The organism is Pseudophaeobacter sp. (assembly GCF_048267565.1).
GTDB classification, from domain to species: Bacteria; Pseudomonadota; Alphaproteobacteria; order Rhodobacterales; family Rhodobacteraceae; genus Pseudophaeobacter; species Pseudophaeobacter profundi.
Genome location: NZ_JBLWXG010000002.1, coordinates 123077 through 143269 on the forward strand (window position 1 = coordinate 123077; position 20193 = coordinate 143269).

The 20193-nt window shown below is 59.4% G+C and carries 19 protein-coding genes; 5 read left to right on the top strand and 14 right to left on the bottom strand.

Annotated features, from left to right (window positions below):
• Positions 1-160 precede the first annotated feature (160 nt).
• Both ACN0VH_RS06990 and pip read right to left on the bottom strand, forming a co-directional pair.
• Complete coding sequence (locus ACN0VH_RS06990) at positions 161-1006, bottom strand: ABC transporter substrate-binding protein (RefSeq protein WP_417700096.1); 846 nt, start codon at positions 1004-1006, stop codon at positions 161-163.
• Positions 1003-1983, bottom strand: coding sequence for a prolyl aminopeptidase (gene pip / locus ACN0VH_RS06995; protein ID WP_417700097.1), 981 nt, complete (start codon positions 1981-1983; stop codon positions 1003-1005). The genes ACN0VH_RS06990 and pip overlap by 4 nt, the downstream gene beginning before the upstream one ends.
• Before the next feature lie 50 nt (positions 1984-2033).
• On the opposite strand from pip, the gene ubiG reads away from it, so the two are divergent.
• Positions 2034-2780 carry a bifunctional 2-polyprenyl-6-hydroxyphenol methylase/3-demethylubiquinol 3-O-methyltransferase UbiG gene (gene ubiG, locus ACN0VH_RS07000; protein WP_417700098.1) on the top strand — a complete coding sequence of 249 codons (747 nt, stop codon included), beginning with the start codon at positions 2034-2036 and terminating at the stop codon, positions 2778-2780.
• Between the two features lie 367 nt (positions 2781-3147).
• On the opposite strand, the gene ACN0VH_RS07005 is transcribed toward ubiG, so the two are convergent.
• The 4 genes from ACN0VH_RS07005 to ACN0VH_RS07020 form a co-directional block, all read right to left on the bottom strand.
• The gene (locus ACN0VH_RS07005; protein WP_278922234.1) at positions 3148-3588 is read right to left on the bottom strand and encodes a MarR family winged helix-turn-helix transcriptional regulator; all 441 of its coding nucleotides are present in this window, start codon (positions 3586-3588) and stop codon (positions 3148-3150) included.
• Positions 3588-4421 carry a carbon-nitrogen hydrolase family protein gene (locus ACN0VH_RS07010; protein ID WP_417700099.1) on the bottom strand — a complete coding sequence of 278 codons (834 nt, stop codon included), beginning with the start codon at positions 4419-4421 and terminating at the stop codon, positions 3588-3590. The genes ACN0VH_RS07005 and ACN0VH_RS07010 overlap by 1 nt, the downstream gene beginning before the upstream one ends.
• Positions 4422-4451: 30 nt before the next feature.
• Entirely contained in the window at positions 4452-4703 is a 252-nt protein-coding gene (grxC, locus tag ACN0VH_RS07015; protein WP_417700101.1) for a glutaredoxin 3, read from the bottom strand.
• An 86-nt stretch (positions 4704-4789) separates the two neighbouring features.
• Entirely contained in the window at positions 4790-5518 is a 729-nt protein-coding gene (locus ACN0VH_RS07020) for a double zinc ribbon domain-containing protein (RefSeq protein ID WP_417700103.1), read from the bottom strand.
• A gap of 13 nt (positions 5519-5531) precedes the next feature.
• Here ACN0VH_RS07020 and ACN0VH_RS07025 point away from each other — a divergent pair, with 13 nt between their 5' ends.
• The 3 genes from ACN0VH_RS07025 (at position 5532) to ACN0VH_RS07035 (ending at position 10669) form a co-directional block, all read left to right on the top strand.
• Positions 5532-6362, top strand: a complete 831-nt coding sequence (locus ACN0VH_RS07025) for a methyltransferase domain-containing protein (protein WP_417700105.1) — start codon at positions 5532-5534, stop codon at positions 6360-6362.
• Between the two features lie 165 nt (positions 6363-6527).
• Positions 6528-7589: a ferrochelatase gene (gene hemH, locus ACN0VH_RS07030; RefSeq protein WP_417700106.1), complete on the top strand. Its 1062-nt coding sequence runs from the start codon at positions 6528-6530 to the stop codon at positions 7587-7589.
• Between the two features lie 71 nt (positions 7590-7660).
• Positions 7661-10669, top strand: a complete 3009-nt coding sequence (locus ACN0VH_RS07035; protein ID WP_417700108.1) for an aminotransferase class III-fold pyridoxal phosphate-dependent enzyme — start codon at positions 7661-7663, stop codon at positions 10667-10669.
• A 167-nt stretch (positions 10670-10836) separates the two neighbouring features.
• Here the strand turns inward: ACN0VH_RS07035 and ACN0VH_RS07040 are convergent, their stop codons facing one another.
• Positions 10837-11019: a hypothetical protein gene (locus tag ACN0VH_RS07040; protein ID WP_232401332.1), complete on the bottom strand. Its 183-nt coding sequence runs from the start codon at positions 11017-11019 to the stop codon at positions 10837-10839.
• Between the two features lie 135 nt (positions 11020-11154).
• Positions 11155-11775 (bottom strand): L,D-transpeptidase, encoded by a 621-nt coding sequence (locus ACN0VH_RS07045; RefSeq protein ID WP_278922227.1) that lies wholly within the window; start codon positions 11773-11775, stop codon positions 11155-11157.
• Between the two features lie 166 nt (positions 11776-11941).
• Between ACN0VH_RS07045 and dalA the strand changes: the two genes are divergently transcribed.
• Positions 11942-12433 carry a divisome-associated lipoprotein DalA gene (gene dalA / locus ACN0VH_RS07050; RefSeq protein ID WP_278922226.1) on the top strand — a complete coding sequence of 164 codons (492 nt, stop codon included), beginning with the start codon at positions 11942-11944 and terminating at the stop codon, positions 12431-12433.
• Between the two features lie 276 nt (positions 12434-12709).
• Here the strand turns inward: dalA and ACN0VH_RS07055 are convergent, their stop codons facing one another.
• From ACN0VH_RS07055 to ACN0VH_RS07080, 6 genes are all read right to left on the bottom strand, one after another.
• A complete protein-coding gene (locus ACN0VH_RS07055) occupies positions 12710-13162 on the bottom strand; it encodes a GNAT family N-acetyltransferase (protein WP_417700110.1) in 453 nt (150 codons plus the stop codon).
• A 245-nt stretch (positions 13163-13407) separates the two neighbouring features.
• Positions 13408-13932, bottom strand: a complete 525-nt coding sequence (locus tag ACN0VH_RS07060) for a L,D-transpeptidase family protein (protein WP_278922224.1) — start codon at positions 13930-13932, stop codon at positions 13408-13410.
• Positions 13933-14013: 81 nt separating this feature from the next.
• On the bottom strand, positions 14014-14853 hold the full coding sequence (locus ACN0VH_RS07065) for an ion transporter (protein WP_278922223.1): 840 nt from the start codon (positions 14851-14853) through the stop codon (positions 14014-14016).
• A gap of 55 nt (positions 14854-14908) precedes the next feature.
• Positions 14909-16156: a class I SAM-dependent RNA methyltransferase gene (locus ACN0VH_RS07070; protein ID WP_417700112.1), complete on the bottom strand. Its 1248-nt coding sequence runs from the start codon at positions 16154-16156 to the stop codon at positions 14909-14911.
• A gap of 114 nt (positions 16157-16270) precedes the next feature.
• Positions 16271-18118 carry an ABC transporter ATP-binding protein gene (locus tag ACN0VH_RS07075; protein WP_278922221.1) on the bottom strand — a complete coding sequence of 616 codons (1848 nt, stop codon included), beginning with the start codon at positions 18116-18118 and terminating at the stop codon, positions 16271-16273.
• A complete protein-coding gene (locus ACN0VH_RS07080) occupies positions 18115-19953 on the bottom strand; it encodes an ABC transporter ATP-binding protein (protein WP_417700114.1) in 1839 nt (612 codons plus the stop codon). Before ACN0VH_RS07080 ends, ACN0VH_RS07075 begins: the two co-directional genes overlap by 4 nt.
• Positions 19954-20193: the final 240 nt, after the last annotated feature.

The following is a 20193-nucleotide window of genomic DNA, read 5'->3' on the forward strand; positions in this document are numbered from 1 at the left end:
TCAGGACACAAAAAAACGGGCGCGCGGCCCGTTGACTAATCCGGTGGTGTCTTGAACCAGAGCTCAACACGCCGCTGTTGAATTGCCATATACGCCCCTTGTTCCGAATCTGCAAGCCTTCAGTTGCGCGCGGTCCATTCGCGGCAAATCCGCACCGAAGTTACAGCCGCCACCAGCGTTCACCTATCCGCCCGTCGTCCAGGGCGTTATGTTGGGCCACCACCCGCGGAATGCCCACATCCGATCGGGCAGCCAGGGCCATGTCCTCGGCCGAGGGGTGATACAGGAAACCGCCCCGCGCCAACAATGCCTCAGGCTGCGGCAGGGCCGTTACATCGACAAAGCCATCGCGCAGGGCCTCGGCCCGCACCGCCGGGTCAGAGATAACAATCACTTCAAGGCTATCGACCCAACCGGCCTGCCCTTCCTTATAATGTGCGGCCACCTTGGTGGCGCGAAAATGCCGCCCCTCCTGGGCGCGGTCCACCTGATAGCAGCCGGTACCGATCAGCTGTGCCAGCGGCAGATCAACTGCACCCTGCGGCGCAATTGCATAGCCCGCCCCCGCCAGCAGATAGGGCAGATGCGGATTGGGATGGGACAGGTGGAATTCAACCTGATGCGCCCCCAGTGCAACCATCGACAGCTGTTCAACACCCGGCACGACCAGATCCACCAGCGAGGCCACAACATCTGCTGCCTGCAAGGGGCTGCCATCATGGAAGACAACATCCTGGCGCAAATCAAACTGCCAGATGCGGGCGTCCGAACGGCTGTGCCAGCTGCTTGCCAGTTCGGCCCGCAACAGGCCATCCGGGGCAATTTCGGTCAGACAGTCCAGCACCGCACCGCGCGCCACCAGATCCAACAGCCCACCATCGCGCGGCAGCGCCAGACGCAAGGTGCCACCGGGCCGCGGTGAAGCAGCCAAAGAGGTTCCTGTCGCGGCCAGCAGGGCTGCGGCAGCACCAGAGGTAAACAGGGCGCGGCGGTCGATACGGGTCAAGGCAACAGTTCCTTGGCAATACGGTCCATGGCCAGCACCAGCTCTGCACTGATTCCCGGCTCTGACAAAGCATGCCCCGCATTGCGCACCATGATCAATTCGGCATTTGGCCACAGCTCTGACAGTTTCCAGGCGGATGCGGGCGGGCAGATCATATCATAGCGCCCCTGCACGATCACGCCCGGAATATGTGAAATCCGGCCGACATTGGCCAGGATCTGCCCGTCAAAATCGAGAAAGCCACCATGGGTGAAATAATGGTTCTCCAGTCGGGCAAAAGCGCGGGCATAATCGCCGGGCCCCTCGACAGAGGTGCCATTGGAATGGATCGAGGCCAGGGCATTTTCCCAGGCGGACCAGCTGCGGCCCAGCCGGGTTTCTTCCGCCCTGTCGCCCGAAAACAGCCGGGCATTATAGGCGGCGATCATATCGTCGCGCTCTGACTGCGGGATCGGAGCGACAAATTTGGCCCAGGGCTCCGGCCAGAACCGCCCAGCGCCGCCACCGTAAAACCAATCAAGTTCGCCTTTGGTCATCAAGAAGACACCGCGCAGCACGATCTGCATCACCCGCTCCGGGTGGGTCTGGGCATAGATCAGCGACAGGGTTGCCCCCCAGCTGCCGCCAAAAACCACCCACTTCCCTATCTCTAACTGGCGGCGAATGAGTTCCATGTCGGCGACCAGATGCCAGGTGGTATTATCTTCACAAGAAGCATGCGGCTGTGAACGGCCACAGCCACGTTGGTCAAACAGGATGACGCGATAGATCTTGGGGTCAAAATAGCGCCGCATTGCCGGGCTGCTGCCGCCCCCTGGCCCACCGTGACAAACCACCACAGGGATGCCACGTGGATTGCCGGATTGTTCGACGTATATCTTGTGTCCCTGCCCCACCTCGATCATTCGCTGATCGAAACTGTCAAGCGGGGGGTAAAGATAGTGCACAGCGCGCTTTTGATCCGTGTATTTGTCCATTACTGACCTAGATGACATCATAGGCTACAAAAGAACATACGGAGACAGGAATGCAAGCGCCTCAATCCACGGTCGACCCGGCAGAAATCGCAAAATTCGAGGCCATGGCCGCTGAATGGTGGGATCCCAATGGCAAATTCAAGCCATTGCACATGCTGAACCCCTGCCGTCTGGACTATATCACCAGCCAGATCGCCGCCGAGTTCGATCGGGATCTGACCCAACCAGAGCCTTTTGCTGGGCTGCGCTTACTGGATATCGGCTGCGGTGGCGGGCTGTTGAGTGAACCCATGGCGCGGCTTGGCGCCAAAGTCACCGGCGCCGATGCCGCCGCTGGCAACCTGCCGGTGGCGCGGCTTCATGCCGAACAGACCGGGCTGCAGATCGATTACCGCCATACCACCGCCGAAGACATGGCCGCGGCTGGCGAACAGTTCGACGTGGTGCTGAACATGGAGGTGGTGGAACATGTCGCCGATCCGCTCAGCTATCTGACTGCGACGCAACAGCTGTTGAAACCGGGCGGGCTGGAAATCTGTTCCACCATCAATCGCAACCCCAAAAGCTATGCCATGGCAATCTTTGGTGCCGAGGTGGTGATGCGCTGGCTGCCGCGCGGCACCCATGAATGGCATAAATTCATCACCCCCGATGAATTGGCAGAGCTGTTGCAGCAGGCTGGGCTGACCCCGGTAGATCGCAAGGGGTTTGTCTTTAACCCGCTTAGCTGGAACTGGTCGATTTCCGACCGTGATCTTTCGGTCAATTACGTAACCGCCAGCATCAAAAAGGCGTAGTCTGCGCTGGGTTTTGCCTATCTCTTCTGATGCGATGCAGCTCGAGTTGCCCCTCCTATCCTTTTGTATAGGAGGCCTGCACCTTTGCGGCCTTGGGCTTGGGGGGCAAAGCCTATAGGGCCATTTCAAATAAGGCTTTTGCGCCTGTCTTCACGCCAATGATCACAGGCCGCAACACACCTTTTTGAGACCCCGCCCAGGGCTTGGCCCTGGTTCTGCCACCACTCACACCTCGACAGGGGGCTCAAACGCAACAAGGGATGCCTGATCGCAGGCATCCCTTGCTTTTTACTACCGAACTATTTCCGATTTCTTGCGGCACAGTCGCAAGGCCCAGAGGCCGGTTGCGTCGCTTCAGCGGGCCGCGTCAGGCGTTGGATTCCAGCTTTACCCGCAGTTCACGCAGAATTGGCAAGGTCGCCCGGACGCGTTCACCACCCAGATCGCTGACCACTTCAGAAATCAGCGGCACGATGCTGGCCAGCGCCGCATCACGGGCCTGTCGTCCAGCCGGGCTGATCGCCACCATCTTGCGCCGGGCATCATCCCAATCCGGGCGGATATGCACGTAGCCGGCAACTTCCAGTTTGTTCAGCGTATTGGTCATCGCGCCGCGCGTCACATGAAAGGCCTTGGCCAATTGCGCCGGGGATCGCTCAACCCCGGTACGTGTCAGGTGATTGAGCACGGAAAAATGTGACAGTTCCATCCCCTTTGGCAGGGCTTTGCCCAGACGGGCCCGCGCCAGCTGGTCCGCCATCAGGATCTCGCTGAACAGCGAAACCGCCAGGGAGTGGGTTTCTTCCATCACGGACTGTCAAACTCTCGGTCATGGGCCAGGGCGGGGATGCGCCTGCGTGCTTGTGCCACTTTATCACGGTCAAGATCAACGTAGCTTATCCCCGGTTCGCGCCCTGCATCCGACAGGATTGCACCCCAGGGATCCACCACCAAAGAATGGCCATAGGTCTTGCGCTGCGCGCCCCGGCTGGTTTTGTGCAGACCCGTCTGGGCAGCGGCCAGAACATAGCAGCCGGTTTCGATAGCGCGGGCCTGTAGCAGGGCGTGCCAATGGGCCGCACCGGTCACGGGCGAAAAGGCTGCTGGCGCAATCAGGATCTCGGCCCCTGCCTTGGCCAGCGCCCGGTGCAGATGGGGAAAGCGCAGATCATAACAGATGGTCAGCCCCAGCGTGCCAAAAGGCGTCTTGGCGATCACCGCGCGATTGCCCGGCCGGTAGCCATCTGATTCGCGAAACGTTTCTTCCGGGGTGACCGCCACATCAAACATATGAATCTTGTCATAGCGTGCCGCCACCTCGCCATGCGGCGAGATCAGGAACTGGCGATTGGCAAAGCGGCCATTCGCATCGTCACCGGTCTTTACCCCGAAAGATCCCAGCGACAGCCAGATTCCATGCTTGGCGGCACAATCGCGCAGGGCGGCAAGGCTGGGGTCTTCGGCTTCCAGATGAAGCACTGACTGCTGATGCGTGCGGCTCAGCGAGACACAGTTGGAGACCTCTGGTGTCAACACAAACCCGGCGCCATTGGCCGCAGCCTCGCCAATCAGGCGCTGTAACAGGGCCAGGTTTTCTACCGGGCTATCGCTGGAGGTGATCTGCAACAGGGCAGCGCGCATCAAATATCCCTTCTGCTATTTGGGTTTACCTCAGACAGCAAGCAGGGCGTCCAGCTTGCCGGCCTGTTCCAGCGCGTACAGATCATCACAGCCGCCTACATGGGTGTCACCAATAAAGATCTGCGGCACGGTATAGCCGCCATTGGCCCGCGCGATCATCTCGGGTTTGCGCTCCGGATTGGTCAGCACATTGACCTCGGAAAATTCCACGCCTTTCTTGTTCAACAGGCGTTTGGCCGCGTGGCAAAATCCACAAAGCGGCGAGGTATAAATTTCAACCATAGTCTTCCAAGGCTCCATATCCGGTTGCTGAGTTTCTGAGGTATATGGGGGGATATTGCAATCTTTGCCAGTAGCTGCCCGGTAAATCACGCCCGTGTGACCCGCGCCAAAACCGCGACCCGCACCTCTGCGGCGCCCGCCGCCAGGCAGGCTTCGGCGCAGGCCGACAGCGTCGCCCCCGATGTCATCACATCATCAACCAGCAAAACCACCCGGCCCCTCAGGCTTTCGATCTGGCGCGGATGCACTGCTATGACATCTTGCATCACTGCAAATCGCTGCGCCCGCGTCTTGCCCTCTAGGCTGGGGGTCTGTTTTGTCCGCTTCAACAGGTCGGGCCGATAGGTCAGCCGCGCCTGACGCGCCAGTTTTTCTGCCAAAAGGGCCGATTGATTGTAGCGTCGTTTCAGCAAACGCGACCAATGCAACGGCACCGGGCAGATCAACGGATCACCGCACAGCAACGGCGCGGCCACCCGTTGCAGCCAGATTGCAGCAGGCGCGGCCAGCTCGGTGCGGTCGCCATGCTTCAGCGCCATCACCAGGCTGCGTGCCGTTTCCTTGTAGATCATGGCTGCCCGCCCCCGGCTCCAGGGTCGCGGTTGTTGCATGCAATCGTCACATTCCAGCCGGTGGTCATCTGCCTCACCGGGCAGCGGCAGGCCGCAGCCGTCGCAGGTGGTGCCACTGATGAAATGCGCCCCGACCCAGCAGGTGCCACACAGGCCGAAATCCTGTTCCACCAAATCGCCGCAGCCCAGGCATTTGGCGGGATAAACAAGTGAAACAGCAGTTTGAAACTGCGCGCGCAACATTTACATAGCTCCTATGACGCAAGCACCCAAATCACAGCCCGACCTGTTTGACCGCCAGACCCTGGCGACCCATCGCAGCCGCCACCAGCCTGCGGCGCTGTTTCTGCATGACCTTGCCCGCGACGAGGTCGAAGATCGCCTGAAACTGGTAAACAGAGTCTTCAAACACCCTTCGATTGTGACTCCTTTTTCGCAGGTTTGGCAGGATTCGTTTCCCAAGGCCAAAATCATCCCCGACGCGGATGTGCTGGATCTGCGTCCCGGCAGCCATGATCTGATCATCCACGCCATGGGGCTGCACTGGGCCAATGATCCGGTTGGCCAGCTTATCCAATGCCGCCGCGCCCTGACCGAAGACGGCTTGCTGCTGGCGATCATGCTGGGCGGGCGCACCCTGCACCAGCTGCGCAGCGCCCTAGCCGAGGCCGAAACACAGGTCTGTGGCGGGCTGTCGCCGCGTATTGCCCCCATGGGAGAGGTCCGCGATCTGGGTGGGCTGCTGCAACGGGCGGGATTTGCCCTGCCCGTGGCCGATGTGGTGCCGCTGACGGTCGAATACCGTGACAGCCTGCATCTGATGCGGGATCTGCGCGCCATGGGCGAAGGCAATGCGCTGAGCACGCGGCTGAAACAGACCAGCCCCAGGGCGCTCTTTGCCCGGACCGAAGCGATATACCGAGAGCACTTTGCCACCAAGGACGACCGCCTGCCTGCCACCTTTGAGCTGGTCTGCCTGACCGGCTGGTCGCCCTCGGACAGCCAGCAGCAGCCCCTGCGCCCCGGATCCGCCAAGATGCGCCTGGCCGAAGCCCTGAAGGTGCCGGAAACAAAACTACCCGATTAGCGCCCTGGCGAGCGCCCCGCACTGTTCCATAAGAAAAACAAATGCCTGCGCCAATGTGATCCGATTGGCCTTTGGCCTCGTAACACTCTATCTTATGGCGAATTGTGACTTTCGCCATGGTTTCCATACGCAAAGCTTTGCCGCAGATACAGGACCACCACCCCCATGCTGGATTCTTCCCCCCCCGCCACCTGCCCCGCCCATGCACCAGCCGATCACCCCAAGATCAAGGGCGAGAAGGTCGGCGTTCTGCTGGCAAACCTCGGCACGCCGGACGATTATAGCTATTGGCCAATGCGCCGCTATCTGAGCGAATTCCTGTCGGACAAGCGGGTGATCGACTACCCCGCCTGGAAATGGCAGCCGCTGCTGCAGCTGATCATCCTCAGCAAGCGGCCGTTTTCATCCGGTGCGGCCTATAAATCCATCTGGAACCACGACAAGGGCGAAAGCCCGCTGATGACCATCACCAAGGATCAGACCGCCAAAATGAAATCGGTCATGTCCGAACGCTACGGCGATCAGGTCATGGTGGATTTCTGCATGCGCTATGGCAATCCGTCGACGCAGGAAAAGGTCCGCGCCATGGTTGCGGCAGGCTGCACCAAGATCCTGTTTATGCCGCTCTATCCGCAGTACGCAGGTGCCACATCAGGCACCGCCAACGATCAATTTTTTCGCGCCCTGATGCAGGAAACCTGGCAGCCTGCGGCCCGCACCATCCCGGCCTATTTTGACGATCCCGCCTATATCGAGGCCCTGGCGCGTTCGGTCGAGGAGGCCTACGCAAAGGCCGACAAACGCCCCGACATTCTGGTGGTCTCCTACCACGGTATGCCAAAACGCTATCTGATGCAGGGCGACCCCTATCATTGCCAGTGTCAGAAAACCACGCGGCTGCTGCGTGAACGACTGGGCTGGGACGGGACTGAAATCACCACCACCTTTCAATCAGTCTTTGGCCCCGAAGAATGGCTCAAACCCTATACCGTCGATCACGTTGCCACCCTGGCCAAGGAGGGCAAGAAAAGCATCGCGGTAATGGCCCCGGCCTTTTCCGCCGATTGCATCGAAACCCTGGAAGAGATCAACGAAGAGATCAAAGAAAGCTTTGAAGAAGCTGGCGGCAAGGAGTTTCTGTATATTCCCTGCCTGAACGACGACGACGATCACATCGCTGCCCTTGCCGGCGTGATCGAGAATAATCTTAAAGGTTGGCTGGACTAATCTGTCTTCCCCTGTCCAAATAGGATCCAATATTGGATTGTCGTGACAGCGACAAACGGGGAGAGAAATAAATGAGTCTTGCGCATTGGGTCGATGCCCTGAAATCCCATTGGGGCATCACCGCCGAGCTAAGCCGGCTTGATGGGGAATATGACCTGAACTTCAAGGCCCAGGCCAGCGATGGCCGGGGCTATATCCTCAAGGCCATGCGCCCCGGCTGTGACAGCTGGCTGGTTGAAATGCAGGTGCAGGCCTTTCAGCATATTGCCACCCGCGCCCCCGATCTGCCCTGCCCCAGGGTGATTGCCGCCAGCGACGGCGCGACCATGTGCCTGATCACCGATGAGACGGGCGCTGAACGGCTGTGCTGGATGCTCGAATGCCTACCGGGCAAATGCTACGCCAGGACCAACCCCAAGCTGCCCCCCCTGATCCATGAGATCGGAGCAACACTTGGCGGTGCGGGCAAGGCGCTGGCCGATTTTCAGCACCCCGGACTGGCACGTGACTTCAAGTGGGATCTGATGCAGGCCGGCTGGATAGGCTCTGAACTTGCCGCCATATCAGAGCCTGCACGGCAGAGCCTGATCCGCGACATAGACACAGAATTTTCCAAGTTAGAGCCTATTTTGGCGCAGTTACCCAAGCAGGCCATCCACAATGACGCCAATGATTATAACATCATGGTCGCGGGTGAGCTGACAGAGCCGCGCCAGGTCTCGGGCCTGATTGATCTGGGCGATATGTGCGCTGCGCCGCGGATCTGTGATCTGGCCATTGCCGCCGCCTATATCGTGCTGGACCAGGCCGACCCCGAAGCCGCGCTGGCCGCATTGGTGGCCGGATATCACGCGGCCTATCCGCTAACCCCGCAAGAGATTGATCTGATCTATCCGCTGCTGCGGGCGCGACTGGCGGTTTCGGTGGTGAATTCCACCCTGATGGCCCGCGAAAATCCCGATGATCCCTATGTGACCATCTCGCAGGCACCAGCCTGGCGCTTTCTTGAAAGCCATGATCTGAATCCCGCATTGGTTTCCGCCCGCCTGCGCGCTGCCTGTGGCCTGCCAGTTGTTGATGGTGCCGATCGGGTCATGGACTGGATCGCATCCGAACGCGGCAATTTTGCCCCACTGATGGGCGAAGATCTTGGCGCGGCACCAATGGGCGCGCTCTCGGTTGAACATTCGACCTGGCCGCAAAACCCCTTTGACATGCCCCTGAGCGAGGCTGCCCGTGTGGGCGAAGAATTTGAAGACGGCGGGCGCATCTGGCTGGGCTATTACCACGAACCCCGGCTGATCTATGCCGAACCCGCCTTTCGCAAAGGCCCCTACAAGGCCAGCAATCGGCGCACCGTGCATTTGGCGGTGGATGCCTTTGCCCCGGCGGGCACGCCGATGTTTGCGCCGCTGGCAGGCGAGGTCTTTGTGGTGGAAAACCGCACCGGGCATCTGGACTATGGCGGTGTCATAATCCTGCGCCACCAGACCCCGGCAGGGGATGCCTTCTATACGCTCTATGGCCACCTGGACCCGGAATGTTGCGACAGGCTGCAGCCCGGCGACCAAATCGACAAAGGCGCCGAATTCTGCCGCCTGGGCGATGCGACCCAGAATGGCGGCTGGGCGCCGCATGTGCATTTCCAACTGGCACTCACCACCAAGGGCATCGAGGCCGACTGGCCCGGTGTTGGCGACCCGGATGAAATGTACATGTGGCGGGCGATCTGTCCCAATCCTGCGGCGCTGTTGAACCTGCCGGATGAAAAATGCTGCTTTGCCCCGACGAGCAAGGATGACATCCGCCAGGGACGGCGGGATCACTTTGGCGGCAATCTCAGCCTGACCTACAGCGATCCGGTGATGCTGCTGCGCGGCTGGAAGCACCACCTGTTTGATGAATGGGGACGCCCCTATCTGGATGCCTATAACAACGTGCCCCACGTCGGCCATGCCCATCCGCGCATTCAGGCCGTCGCGGCAGATCAGCTCAAGCGGATGAATTCCAACACCCGCTATCTACACCCGGCCCAGACCGCCTTTGCCGACAAGATACTGTCAAAGATGCCCGATCATCTGGATGTCTGCTTCTTTGTCAATTCCGGCACCGAAGCAAACGAACTGGCGCTGCGACTGGCCCGCGCCCATACAGGCGCCAAGGGCATGGTGACACCGGATCACGGCTATCACGGCAATACCACCGGGGTGATTGATGTCTCGGCCTATAAATTCAACGCGCCGGGCGGGGTTGGCCCCTCGGACTGGGTTGAACTGGTCGCGGTGGCTGATGACTATCGTGGAGCGTTCCGCCGCGATGATCCGCAGCGGGCCCAGAAGTTTGCCGATCTGGTGGATCCCGCCATTGCCGCACTGCAAGCGCGGGGTCAGGGCATTGCCGGCTTCATCGCGGAAACCTTCCCCTCGGTTGGCGGCCAAATCATCCCGCCAAGGGGCTACCTGCCGGCCGTCTATGAAAAGATCCGCGCCGCTGGCGGCATTTGCATTGCCGATGAGGTCCAGACCGGACTGGGCCGTCTGGGCGACTATTACTTTGGCTTTGAACACCAGGGGGCCAGCCCCGATATCGTGGTGCTTGGCAAACCCATCGGTAATGGCCACCCCCTTGGTGTGCTGGTCACCAGTCGCGCCATCGCTGACAGTTTTGCCAATGGCCCAGAGTTCTTCTCCACCTTTGGCGGATCGACCCTGTCGTGCCGCATGGGCAAGGAAGTGCTGGATATTGTCGATGACGAGGCCCTGCAGGACAATGCCCGCCAACGCGGTGCGGCATTGATTGCAGGCCTAAAGGCGCTTGAACAGAGATACCAATCTGTCGGCGATATCCGCGGCATGGGGCTGTTTCTAGGGGTAGAGCTGATCAACCCGGACGGTTCCGAGGCCACGGCGCTATGTTCCTACGTCAAGAACCGCATGCGCGACCACCGCATTCTGATCGGCAGCGAAGGACCCAAAGACAATATCCTGAAAATCCGCCCCCCGCTGACCATCGACGCCGAAGGGGTCGAGATGATCCTGGAGGTGCTGGACGGGGTTCTAGCCGAAGCAGAGCCGGGCTAAAGCGGCGCTTTGCACCCTGCTGCCTTATCAGACCTGCCCAGCGGGTTTGATAAGGTGGGCCAAGTCAATTCAAGTGCGGTCAATTCAAACGCGGTCAAATTACCGGCAGCCGCAAATAAAAAAGGCGGTGATAAATCACCGCCTTTTCTAAATCATATGCAGAGCAATTAGCTGCTTGCAACAGCTGCGCCAACCAGGACGAGCAGCAGCAGGGGCAGAATGATGCCGCTGGAAGAGCTGGTTGCAGCTTCTTCGATTACGACGGGCTCTACGATAGGCTCTGCCAGGTTGCCAGCAGTAGCGGTGGATGCAGCAGCGGTCAGAGCGGCTGCGAGTACAAGTTTGTTCATGTTAACCTCCAGAATTAGCGCAGACCCAATAGATCTACGCAACCAAGACTTACCTCGTGATTTTTTCTAACCAGTAAACCCTCAGAATTGCAATTGCTTGTTGCGATTTTTCGCCCCTCTGACAGTGCGATGTGGTTAAATAAGCAACACTTGTGTGCCCACCTGTGTCAGGGCAAACAGCTCTGAGATGTGCTCGTTATAAAGCCCGATACAGCCGTTCGAGGATTTGCGGCCAATCTTGCGTGTGTCATGGGTTCCGTGGATGCGGTAGAACTTCCAGCTTAGATATAAAGCGTGTGTTCCCAGTGGGTTATCAGGTCCAGGTGGAATGTAAGACGGCCATTCTGGATTGCGCTTTAGCATATTGGGCGTTGGCGCCCAGCCGGGACCGTCCACTTTACGGATGATTGATGTTCGCCCCCGACGGGTCAGATCATCGGACAGCGGCACGGAAGAGGGGAAAAGCCGGTAGTTATTCCCATCTTCAGACCAGTAGTGCAAAGCGCGGCTATCGATATCGACGAGAATCGCCCCTTTGCGCAGGTGATCAAAGTAGGGCTGCCAGCGTTTTGCCCGAAAGGCCGAGATATTGCGCTTTACCGGCGGCTCTGGCTCGGGCGGCGGGCGCAGCGGGTCAAAGGCTTGATCATCCTCAGGTTCTGGCGCCACCTGAGACAGTGCAGGCGTGGCAATCATGGCAGCAGAGCCAGCAAGAAACTGCCGACGGGTGCCGCTAGCTAATAGTGTAGGTTTCATCTGAAATATATCCTGCGCGTATTCATCCGGGCTGGGTCATAGTATGGCCGGAATGCCTCAGTCGCAAATCAAACCATGTATTTTCCCTGCAGTTTTCTGCCGGCCTGTTTGCGCAACCGCCACAGGAAGGCTAAGTGCTGGTGCGAATGATAAAGTGAGAAGCAAGATGAAGCGCGTTTTTCTGATCTTGATGGCTGCCACCCTGACGCTGGCAGCGGCCTGTACGCCCACATCTGAAACCGGCAGCGGTGGCAAGGCCTACCGCATTCGCAACGCCGATAAGGTACAGTTGCGCATGCTTGATTCCGTCAATGCCCTGCGCCAGGCCTCGGGCGCGGCACAGGTGCAGCTGAACGCGCAGCTCAATGCTGCGGCGGCCACCCATTCACGCGATATGTCGGTACAAAACCGCCCCTGGCATTTTGGCTCTGACGGGTCCTCGCCTTTGGACCGGGTTGCACGTACCGGCTATAGCGGCACGGTACAGGGGGAAAATATCTCTGAAACATACGAGAACGAGCTACAAACCCTGACCGCCTGGATGGAAGAGCCAAGCACCCGTGCGGTGATTCTGGACCCGAAGGCGATCAACATGGGATTTTCCTGGTTTCAGGAAAACAACGGCAAGATCTGGTGGACCCTGGTGATGGCCAACTAAGCCAGTCCCGTGCATCTGCATTCACGAGACTTGTCCTCCCGGCTTGATTTCGCATGTTTTCAGACGCGCAAGAGCGGTACTTCTCTCGCGCGACATGCCCTGGTCTTGGCCTGACCAGCCGGTCATCCGCTAGCCAGATCGCGCCACGGCTAGCTGCGGAAGCTCCATAAGCATTATCTTCCAGAGGATGTCGGGGCTGCAGGCGAAACCGCCTTTCGTGCTTGGCTTTGGAACTGAACGGTGGCCGGGCAAGGCATCCCCTGCCCGACCGGTTTCTCAGCCCTTCAGTTGCAAAGCAGCGTTTGGGAACGGATAGCCAAAATCATCCACTTCACGCCGGGAAACCTCTTGGAATCCAAGCGACATGTAGAAGCCGAAAGCCTGTTGATTCGCGATGTAAACCTCAAGGGATAGCTCCCCTTTCTGGTCCAGCGCATGCGCAATGAGCCTGCGCCCAACGCCCATACCTTGCCTGTCTGGCGCAATGAATATCCCGCCGATAAAACTGCCCAGCAAGCTGATAAAACCAAGAGCCTCGCCGTTATGGCAGGCAACCCAGGTCTCGGCTGTTGGCAAGTATTCTGTCTCGATCAGGCGACGTTGCTCGATAAGCCTTGGCACACCGATGAACGGATGTGCCTTCAGCGAGGCGGCAAACCAGATGCCCAACAGGTTTTCGACATCCGTCTCTCTATCGAAAGGACGGATCAATATGTTTTGAGTTTTCATGGAAACTCCGAAGAAGTCATACACAATGGTTCGGCTACTAAATGTGCCGAGCGATACCGCCAGATGCGGTGAAATCTAGACCTCTGTGCATAAATCTCCTTCTGTGATCGCCCCAAAGTAAATCGCAGGGCCGATGTTCGCAACCAAAACTGTCGGCTCCGCGCCGACAGTGTGCTCTGCAAACCCTTTGTTTTCCTTCAGATAGTCCGCCCAGTCCGCACTCTGGTCAGCGCGGTAGCGGATCACTAGGCCCGCAGGGCGATCGGGGTGCCATCGCGCACCATGGCGTAGATTTCCTCGATCTCTTCGTTGCGCACGGCAATACAGCCTGCCGTCCAGTCCGACACCCGCCCTGCGCGCTTGCGGGCCTTCCTGTCGTTTGGCTCACCATGGATGAAGATTTCCCCGCCCGGCGTTTTGCCAAGGGCTGCAGCACGGGCGCGATCTTCCGCATTGGGATAGGAAATCCCCAGCGACAGATGAAAGGCACTGTTCGGGTTGCGCCGGTCGATACGGTACACCCCTTCTGGCGTTTTGCCATCGCCTTCGACCCGTTTGGGGCCCTGCGGCGCAAAGCCGAGATCCATCTTGTAATCGCGCAGAACCTCCTGCCCATGCAGAAGATAGATTTTGCGCGCGCCCTTGTTGATCACAAGGCTGGTCACCTCTGGTCCGGTATAGGACTTAAACCTGCTGACCTGAGTTGGCCCGCCGCACCCTGCCACTGCCACACTCGCAACTGCGCTTAATCCGAATGCCCGTCTGTCCATGTGTCTTCCTGTCTGACCTGCCAATATCTGGGCTGTATCGCCCTTGTCAGCGCCATACCGCAAATTGAAGCAAAGTCAAAATCACAACTTGTTATCTTTTGGCTGATCCGCTGCCCGGGCTGAAACAACGCCTGAACCCGGCAGCGCGGACCGATCCGCGTTGACCATGTTTTCAATGGCTTTCAGCCGCTCCAGTACCTCGTCACGATAGGCATCGGTGCGCTCGCCCTCTTCGGCGGAATGTGCATCCTGCATCGAGTTGACGATCAGACCCACCAGCAGGTTCACCACCGCAAAGGTGGTCACCATGATAAATGGCACAAAGAAGGCCCAGGCATAGGGGTAGACCTCCATCACAGGCCGCACGATCCCCATCGACCAGCTTTCCAGCGTCATGATCTGGAATAGGGAATAGCCGGATTGCCCAAGACTGCCGAACCATTGTGGAAAGCTCGCGCCAAACAGCTTTGTTGCCATCACCGAGCCAATGTAGAAGATGATCGCCATCAGCAGAAACACCGACCCCATGCCCGGCAGCGCGGTGACAAAGCCTTCGACCACCCGGCGCAGGCTGGGGGCAACGGACACGACCCGCAAAACCCGCAGGATACGCAGCGCCCGCAAGACCGAAAACCCCTGCGCGCCTGGCACCAGGGCAATGCCCACGATGACAAAATCAAACAGGCTCCACCCGCTAAGGAAAAACCGCAGGCGGCGCACAAACAGTTTGATCAGGATCTCGACGATAAATATGCCAAGGCAGATCTTGTCGATAAGATGGACCATCTCGCCCATCCGCGCCATCACTGGCTCAGAGGTTTCCAGCCCAAGCGTCACCGCGTTGACCAGAATAACCGCCATGATGAAACGGGTAAATCGCGCGTCTTGCAAAAGCCCATCCAGGCGTTCGGTCACTGTCATCAGATTCTATCCAAGTTCGGTCTTGCAGGCGGCTGCGCATGGGCTGCAGCTGCGGTCAATCATTCAGGGTGAAACTGGCAACCAGTTCAGTATGAGCGGACCATCTGAACTGATCCACAACCTGCACCCAATTCAGCCGGTAACCCGCAGCCACCAGCGTTTTGGCATCACGGGCAAAGGTCACAGGGTTGCAGGACACATAGGCAATCACCGGCAGGCGCGCGGCCGCCAGCTGCGCCACCTGGGCCTCGGCACCGGCGCGCGGGGGATCAATCACCGCCGCCTCATAGTGGGCGCCAAAGGGTTTCAGATCTTCCGGCAGCAGCGGATTGCGGAACAGATCACGCACCTCGGCCTTTAGCTTCTTCAGCCCTTTGCCCTGACGCCAGCCCGCCTGCAGCGCGGCAATCATATCGGCCTCACCCTCCAGCGCGTAGACTTCGGCATTGGCAGCCAGTGGCAGTGAAAACGTCCCGCAGCCGGCAAAAAAGTCGACGATGCGCTTGGCGCCCATGGTGATTTCTTGCACGGCGGCCAGCAGCGCCGCTTCGCCATCACGGGTGGCCTGCAAAAAGGCACCGGGCGGCGGGCAGACGCGAGCCGAGCCAAAACTATGCAAGGGCGGCTGTTCCATCGCCACCTGCTCGTCCTGCCAGGTGAGGCGAGCAACCCCGTGCAGCCCCCCAAGCCCGGCCAATTCGGCCCGCAGATCACTGTCCAGCGGCTTGCCGTCACGCACCAGCACATCCAGCCCGGTTTCAGACTGGGTCAACGTTACCGATAGTGGCGTTTTGCGGCTGGCCCCCGCCATTGCCAGGGCCTCGGCCAGGGGGATGGCCGCAATCAGCGCCGGGTCCAGCAAAAGGCAATCGGGAATCGGCGTGATCACCCCAGAGGCACGGCCATGAAACCCGGCCATGGCCCCCTTTTTGGTGCGCCGGACAGCCAGCGTGGCGCGGCGACGCGACTGCGACGGAGACGTATGGATCGGGCGGAAGCTGGTCTCCAGCCCCTGTGCCTCCAGCGCATTTTTCACGATATCCTGCTTCCAGGCTGCGACAAAATCATCGCTGGCGTGCTGCAACTGACAGCCACCGCAGGATTTATAGTGGCGACAGGGCGCCTGAATGCGGTGCTCGGATGGCGTCTCGATCCGAATATCGGTCAGCTGCGTGCCCTGCCGCACACCGCTGACCTGTTCATCTGGCAGGGTACGGGGCGCAAAAAGCGGGCCGAGGGCGACACCATCGCCTTGGTGTCCAAGGCGGGTGATGGTTGCTGTGGTTCTGGCTACATCTGTCATCTGGGCTAGATAGCGACTGTCGGCCCGCTAAAAAAGGTGAAAACCCGGCCAAGGCAACAGAAAGCCGGTTTTAGTGCAAATACACAGCCCCGCCACCGATTATTGCCCGCCAACTCACTCGGCGGCTGTGCTCTCTTCCTCATCCGTGCAGATGAAACCGCCGGACTGACGCGACCAAAACTGCGCATAAAGCCCACCCTTGGCCAAAAGCTCGGCATGGCTGCCAACCTCGGCGATTTGGCCCTGCTCCATCACGATGATGCGGTCCATTTCGCTTAGCGTGGACAGACGGTGGGCGATGGCCAGAACCGTCTTGCCATGCATGACCCGCTCCAGGGCCGACTGGATCAGTGCCTCGACCTCGGAATCCAGCGCAGAGGTTGCCTCATCCATGATCAGGATCGGCGCATCCTTCAGGATTGCCCGCGCCAGCGCGATCCGCTGCCGCTGCCCGCCCGACAGTTTCACGCCCCGCTCGCCCAGATAGGCGTCATAGCCCTGCCGCCCCTGCCCGTCTTGCAGATCCAGTATGAAATCATGCGCCTCGGCCTGTTTCGCCGCCGCGATCAGCTCTGCCTCGCTGGCGTCAGGGCGACCGTAAAGAATGTTCTCACGGGCAGAGCGATTGAACATCGCGGTTTCCTGCGTGACCATGCCGATCTGGCTGCGCAGACTATCCTGCGAGACCGTCGCGATATCCTGACCATCAATCAGGATCCGGCCCTCTTCCCCCTCGTAGAGCCGCAGTAAAAGCGACACGAGGGTGGATTTCCCTGCGCCGGAGGCCCCGACAATACCCAGTTTTTCCCCCGCTTTGATCTGCAGGGATACATTGCGCACCCCACCCACATCGCGCCCATAGGCAAAGCCCACATCATCAAAGGTGATCTGCCCTGCGGCCGCCGACAGGGGCGTCGCTTCGGGGCGATCTTCAACCCGATCCGGACGGCTGAGGGTCTTCATGCCGTTTTCAATCTCGCCAACGTTTGAATAGATCGCCATCAGGGTAAAGCTGACCCAGCCGGTCATCTGTGCAATCCGAATGGAAACCGCACCAGCCGCCACGATATCGCCCTCGGTGGCGGATCCGTCGCGCCACAGCATCAGCGTCGCACCAATCAGCAAGACCGGCAGCAGCCCCGCCAGCGTCATCAGGCAAAACCGGAAGGTTGCCGCCAGATAGCCAAACTCCAGCGCAGTCTCGCGGAATTGCACCATCGCATCCTGGGCGCTGCGTTCCTCATGGTCGGCATGGGCAAACAGCTTGACGGTTTTGATATTGGTGATGGTATCCACCACCTGCCCCGAAACCATGGCCCGTGCCCCGGCCCGTTTGCCCGACCGCTGCCGCACCCGCGGCAAGAACCAGCTGATCATGGCAAAATAGCCTAGCAGCCAAAGGCCAAACAGCAGCGTGATGCGCAGATCGATTGCCCCCAACAAGGCCATCGACCCCGCCAGAGATGCCAGCGCAAAGGCCACCACGTTGATCACTTCGGTCGCCACCGAGGTCACCGCCGAGGCCGTCTGCATCTGTTTCTGCGCAATACGACCCGCAAAATCATCGTCAAAGAAGCGCACCGACTGACCCAGGGTCCAACGGTTGAGCCGCGACAGTACCAGCGGATTCACATTGGGCTGCACCACAATCGCATTGGACGCCGCCGACAGGCCAAACAGCACTGGCCGCAGGATCAGGAAAAAACCCAATGCGCCCAGAATGACCACAATATTGCCCATGGTGAAAAACTGCTCTGGCCCGCTTGCCAGAGAGGTATCAATCACCAGCCCCAGGATATAGGCGGTGCCGGCCTCCATCGCGCCGGCCAGGGCAGAAAACCCCGCCGCCAGGATCAGCATCGGCCAGGCACCCGACAGGCACCACATCATAAAGGCGCCCAGGGTATTGGGGGGGGCGCCCTTGGCGGGCTGAAATGCGTCGATGAGATTGCCTATCTTCATTCTGCTGCCTCGATATTCAAAAACCCACCAGATTGCCGGGCCCAAAACTGGGCGTAGAGCCCTTGGGCCTGCAGCAGATCCACATGGCAACCCTGTTCTGCAATCCGGCCCTGATCCAGTACCAAAATGCGGTCCATCTGTGCGATGGTGGACAGCCGATGTGCAATTGCAATCACCGTCTTGCCCTGCATCATCCCATAGAGCGTCTGCTGAATTTCGGCCTCGACCTCGGAATCCAGTGCCGAGGTGGCCTCGTCCAGCAGCAGGATCGGCGCATCCTTTAGAATCACCCGCGCCAAGGTCACCCGCTGGCGTTGCCCGCCCGATAGCTTCACGCCACGCTCGCCCACATGGGCATCATAGCCGCGCCTGCCCTGGGGATCTTCGAGATCCAGAATGAAATCATGCGCCTGCGCCTGTTTGGCGGCAGCGATGATATCCGCCTCGCTTGCATCAGGGCGGCCATAGAGCAGGTTATCGCGCACTGATCGGTGCAACAGGGCGCTGTCCTGCTGCACCATGCCGATGGCGCTGCGCAGCGAATCCTGCGTGACATGGCGAATGTCCTGATTATCTATCAGGATTTGCCCGGCATCGGGGTCGTAAAACCGTAAAAGCAGCTTGACCAGCGTTGACTTGCCCGCGCCAGATCGCCCTACAAGGCCAATCTTTTCCCCAGGCTTGATCGCCAGATCAAGGTGATCCAGACCGCCGGCCTCGCGGCCATAGTGATGCGACAGATCCTTCAGCACAACCGCGCCCTGTGTCAGCTGTAGCGGCTTGGCCTCCTTGGCATCCACCAGATCAATCGGTTGCGCGATGGTCTCCATCCCCTCGGCCACTACGCCAAGCTGGCGGAAAAACGACGTCAGCGCCCACATGATCCAGCCGGTCATCGCGTTCAGCCGCAGGGTCAGCGCCGTCGCCGCCGCCACCACCCCGGCAGAGGCCGCGCCAATCATCCACAGATGCAGGGCCCAGCCCACCACACCCACAATCAACAGCCCGTTCAAGGTAACGAGAACAGCATCCATCACAGTGAAAATCCGCATCTCCTGCTGAAAGGTCTCGCGGGTGTTTTCAATTGCCTCTTTTGCATAGGATAGTTCACGGTCGTCATGGGCAAACATCTTGACCGAATGAATATTGGAATAGCTGTCCACCACCCGGCCCGTTACGGTTGAACGCGCATCGGACGCCGCCTGGCTGGCCGGCCCGACGCGCCGGATCGTCCAGCGCACCAGCAGCGCATAAAAGCCAAACCAGACCAAAAGCGGCAGCATCAGCCGCGCATCGGCCACCATCAGCATGATCGCCGCGCCAACCAGATAGGCCAGCGAAAAGGTGATGGCGTCAAAAACCTGAAACACCACCTCGCCCGCTGCTGGCGGCGTTTGCATGATGCGGTTGGCAATGCGGCCGGCAAAGTCGTTTTCAAACCACGACACAGACTGGCGCAGCACATGTTTATGGGCGCGCCAGCGGATCAGGGTGCCGAAATTCGGCAGGATCGCATTATTCAGCAACAAGACATCAGCCAATTGCAGGATCGGCCGCAGCAGCAGAATGAACAGCCCCACCAGGATCAGCTCTGTCCCGTGCTGCTGCCAGACCTGCTCGGGCGTCTTGCTCAGCAGATCCACCACCCGGCCCATGTAATAGATCAGGCCAACCTCGATCGCCGCAACCACCACCGACATGCAGGCCGTCAGTATGAAAACCATGCGAAACGGCTCAGTATAGGCCTTTAGAAAGGGCCATAGCCGGGTCGGCGGTTGGTCCGTTTCGCGATAGTCGCAATAGGGATCAACAAGATTTTCAAAAAAGCGAAACATCGGAAGTGCGCTCCAACGGATGTGATCAAATGAGACGTGCAGTATTGCAGATAAGGCGTGATACGATGCCCGCCAAGGCGCGGGCGCGATAACCTTAGCTGGACCAAATGCAGTGGTGCATATGCATCCCACCCGGCATAAGTGTCTTGGCTCTGCTCCAGATACTTAAAATATCTCTGACTGTCACCCCCGGCTAGACCCCGCAGCTACGCCCCGGTGGTTTCGGTCTGGGGATGCCGC

What these genes read in the sequence shown, in the direction of transcription:
- pip (WP_417700097.1), bottom strand. Translation starts at nt 1,983, where the DNA reads ATGGACAAATACACGGATCAAAAGCGCGCTGTGCACTATCTTTACCCC.
- ubiG (WP_417700098.1), top strand. Translation starts at nt 2,034, where the DNA reads ATGCAAGCGCCTCAATCCACGGTCGACCCGGCAGAAATCGCAAAATTC.
- ACN0VH_RS07005 (WP_278922234.1), bottom strand. Translation starts at nt 3,588, where the DNA reads ATGGAAGAAACCCACTCCCTGGCGGTTTCGCTGTTCAGCGAGATCCTG.
- ACN0VH_RS07010 (WP_417700099.1), bottom strand. Translation starts at nt 4,421, where the DNA reads ATGCGCGCTGCCCTGTTGCAGATCACCTCCAGCGATAGCCCGGTAGAA.
- grxC (WP_417700101.1), bottom strand. Translation starts at nt 4,703, where the DNA reads ATGGTTGAAATTTATACCTCGCCGCTTTGTGGATTTTGCCACGCGGCC.
- ACN0VH_RS07020 (WP_417700103.1), bottom strand. Translation starts at nt 5,518, where the DNA reads ATGTTGCGCGCGCAGTTTCAAACTGCTGTTTCACTTGTTTATCCCGCC.
- ACN0VH_RS07025 (WP_417700105.1), top strand. Translation starts at nt 5,532, where the DNA reads ATGACGCAAGCACCCAAATCACAGCCCGACCTGTTTGACCGCCAGACC.
- hemH (WP_417700106.1), top strand. Translation starts at nt 6,528, where the DNA reads ATGCTGGATTCTTCCCCCCCCGCCACCTGCCCCGCCCATGCACCAGCC.
- ACN0VH_RS07035 (WP_417700108.1), top strand. Translation starts at nt 7,661, where the DNA reads ATGAGTCTTGCGCATTGGGTCGATGCCCTGAAATCCCATTGGGGCATC.
- ACN0VH_RS07040 (WP_232401332.1), bottom strand. Translation starts at nt 11,019, where the DNA reads ATGAACAAACTTGTACTCGCAGCCGCTCTGACCGCTGCTGCATCCACC.
- ACN0VH_RS07045 (WP_278922227.1), bottom strand. Translation starts at nt 11,775, where the DNA reads ATGAAACCTACACTATTAGCTAGCGGCACCCGTCGGCAGTTTCTTGCT.
- dalA (WP_278922226.1), top strand. Translation starts at nt 11,942, where the DNA reads ATGAAGCGCGTTTTTCTGATCTTGATGGCTGCCACCCTGACGCTGGCA.
- ACN0VH_RS07055 (WP_417700110.1), bottom strand. Translation starts at nt 13,162, where the DNA reads ATGAAAACTCAAAACATATTGATCCGTCCTTTCGATAGAGAGACGGAT.
- ACN0VH_RS07060 (WP_278922224.1), bottom strand. Translation starts at nt 13,932, where the DNA reads ATGGACAGACGGGCATTCGGATTAAGCGCAGTTGCGAGTGTGGCAGTG.
- ACN0VH_RS07065 (WP_278922223.1), bottom strand. Translation starts at nt 14,853, where the DNA reads ATGACAGTGACCGAACGCCTGGATGGGCTTTTGCAAGACGCGCGATTT.
- ACN0VH_RS07070 (WP_417700112.1), bottom strand. Translation starts at nt 16,156, where the DNA reads ATGACAGATGTAGCCAGAACCACAGCAACCATCACCCGCCTTGGACAC.
- ACN0VH_RS07075 (WP_278922221.1), bottom strand. Translation starts at nt 18,118, where the DNA reads ATGAAGATAGGCAATCTCATCGACGCATTTCAGCCCGCCAAGGGCGCC.
- ACN0VH_RS07080 (WP_417700114.1), bottom strand. Translation starts at nt 19,953, where the DNA reads ATGTTTCGCTTTTTTGAAAATCTTGTTGATCCCTATTGCGACTATCGC.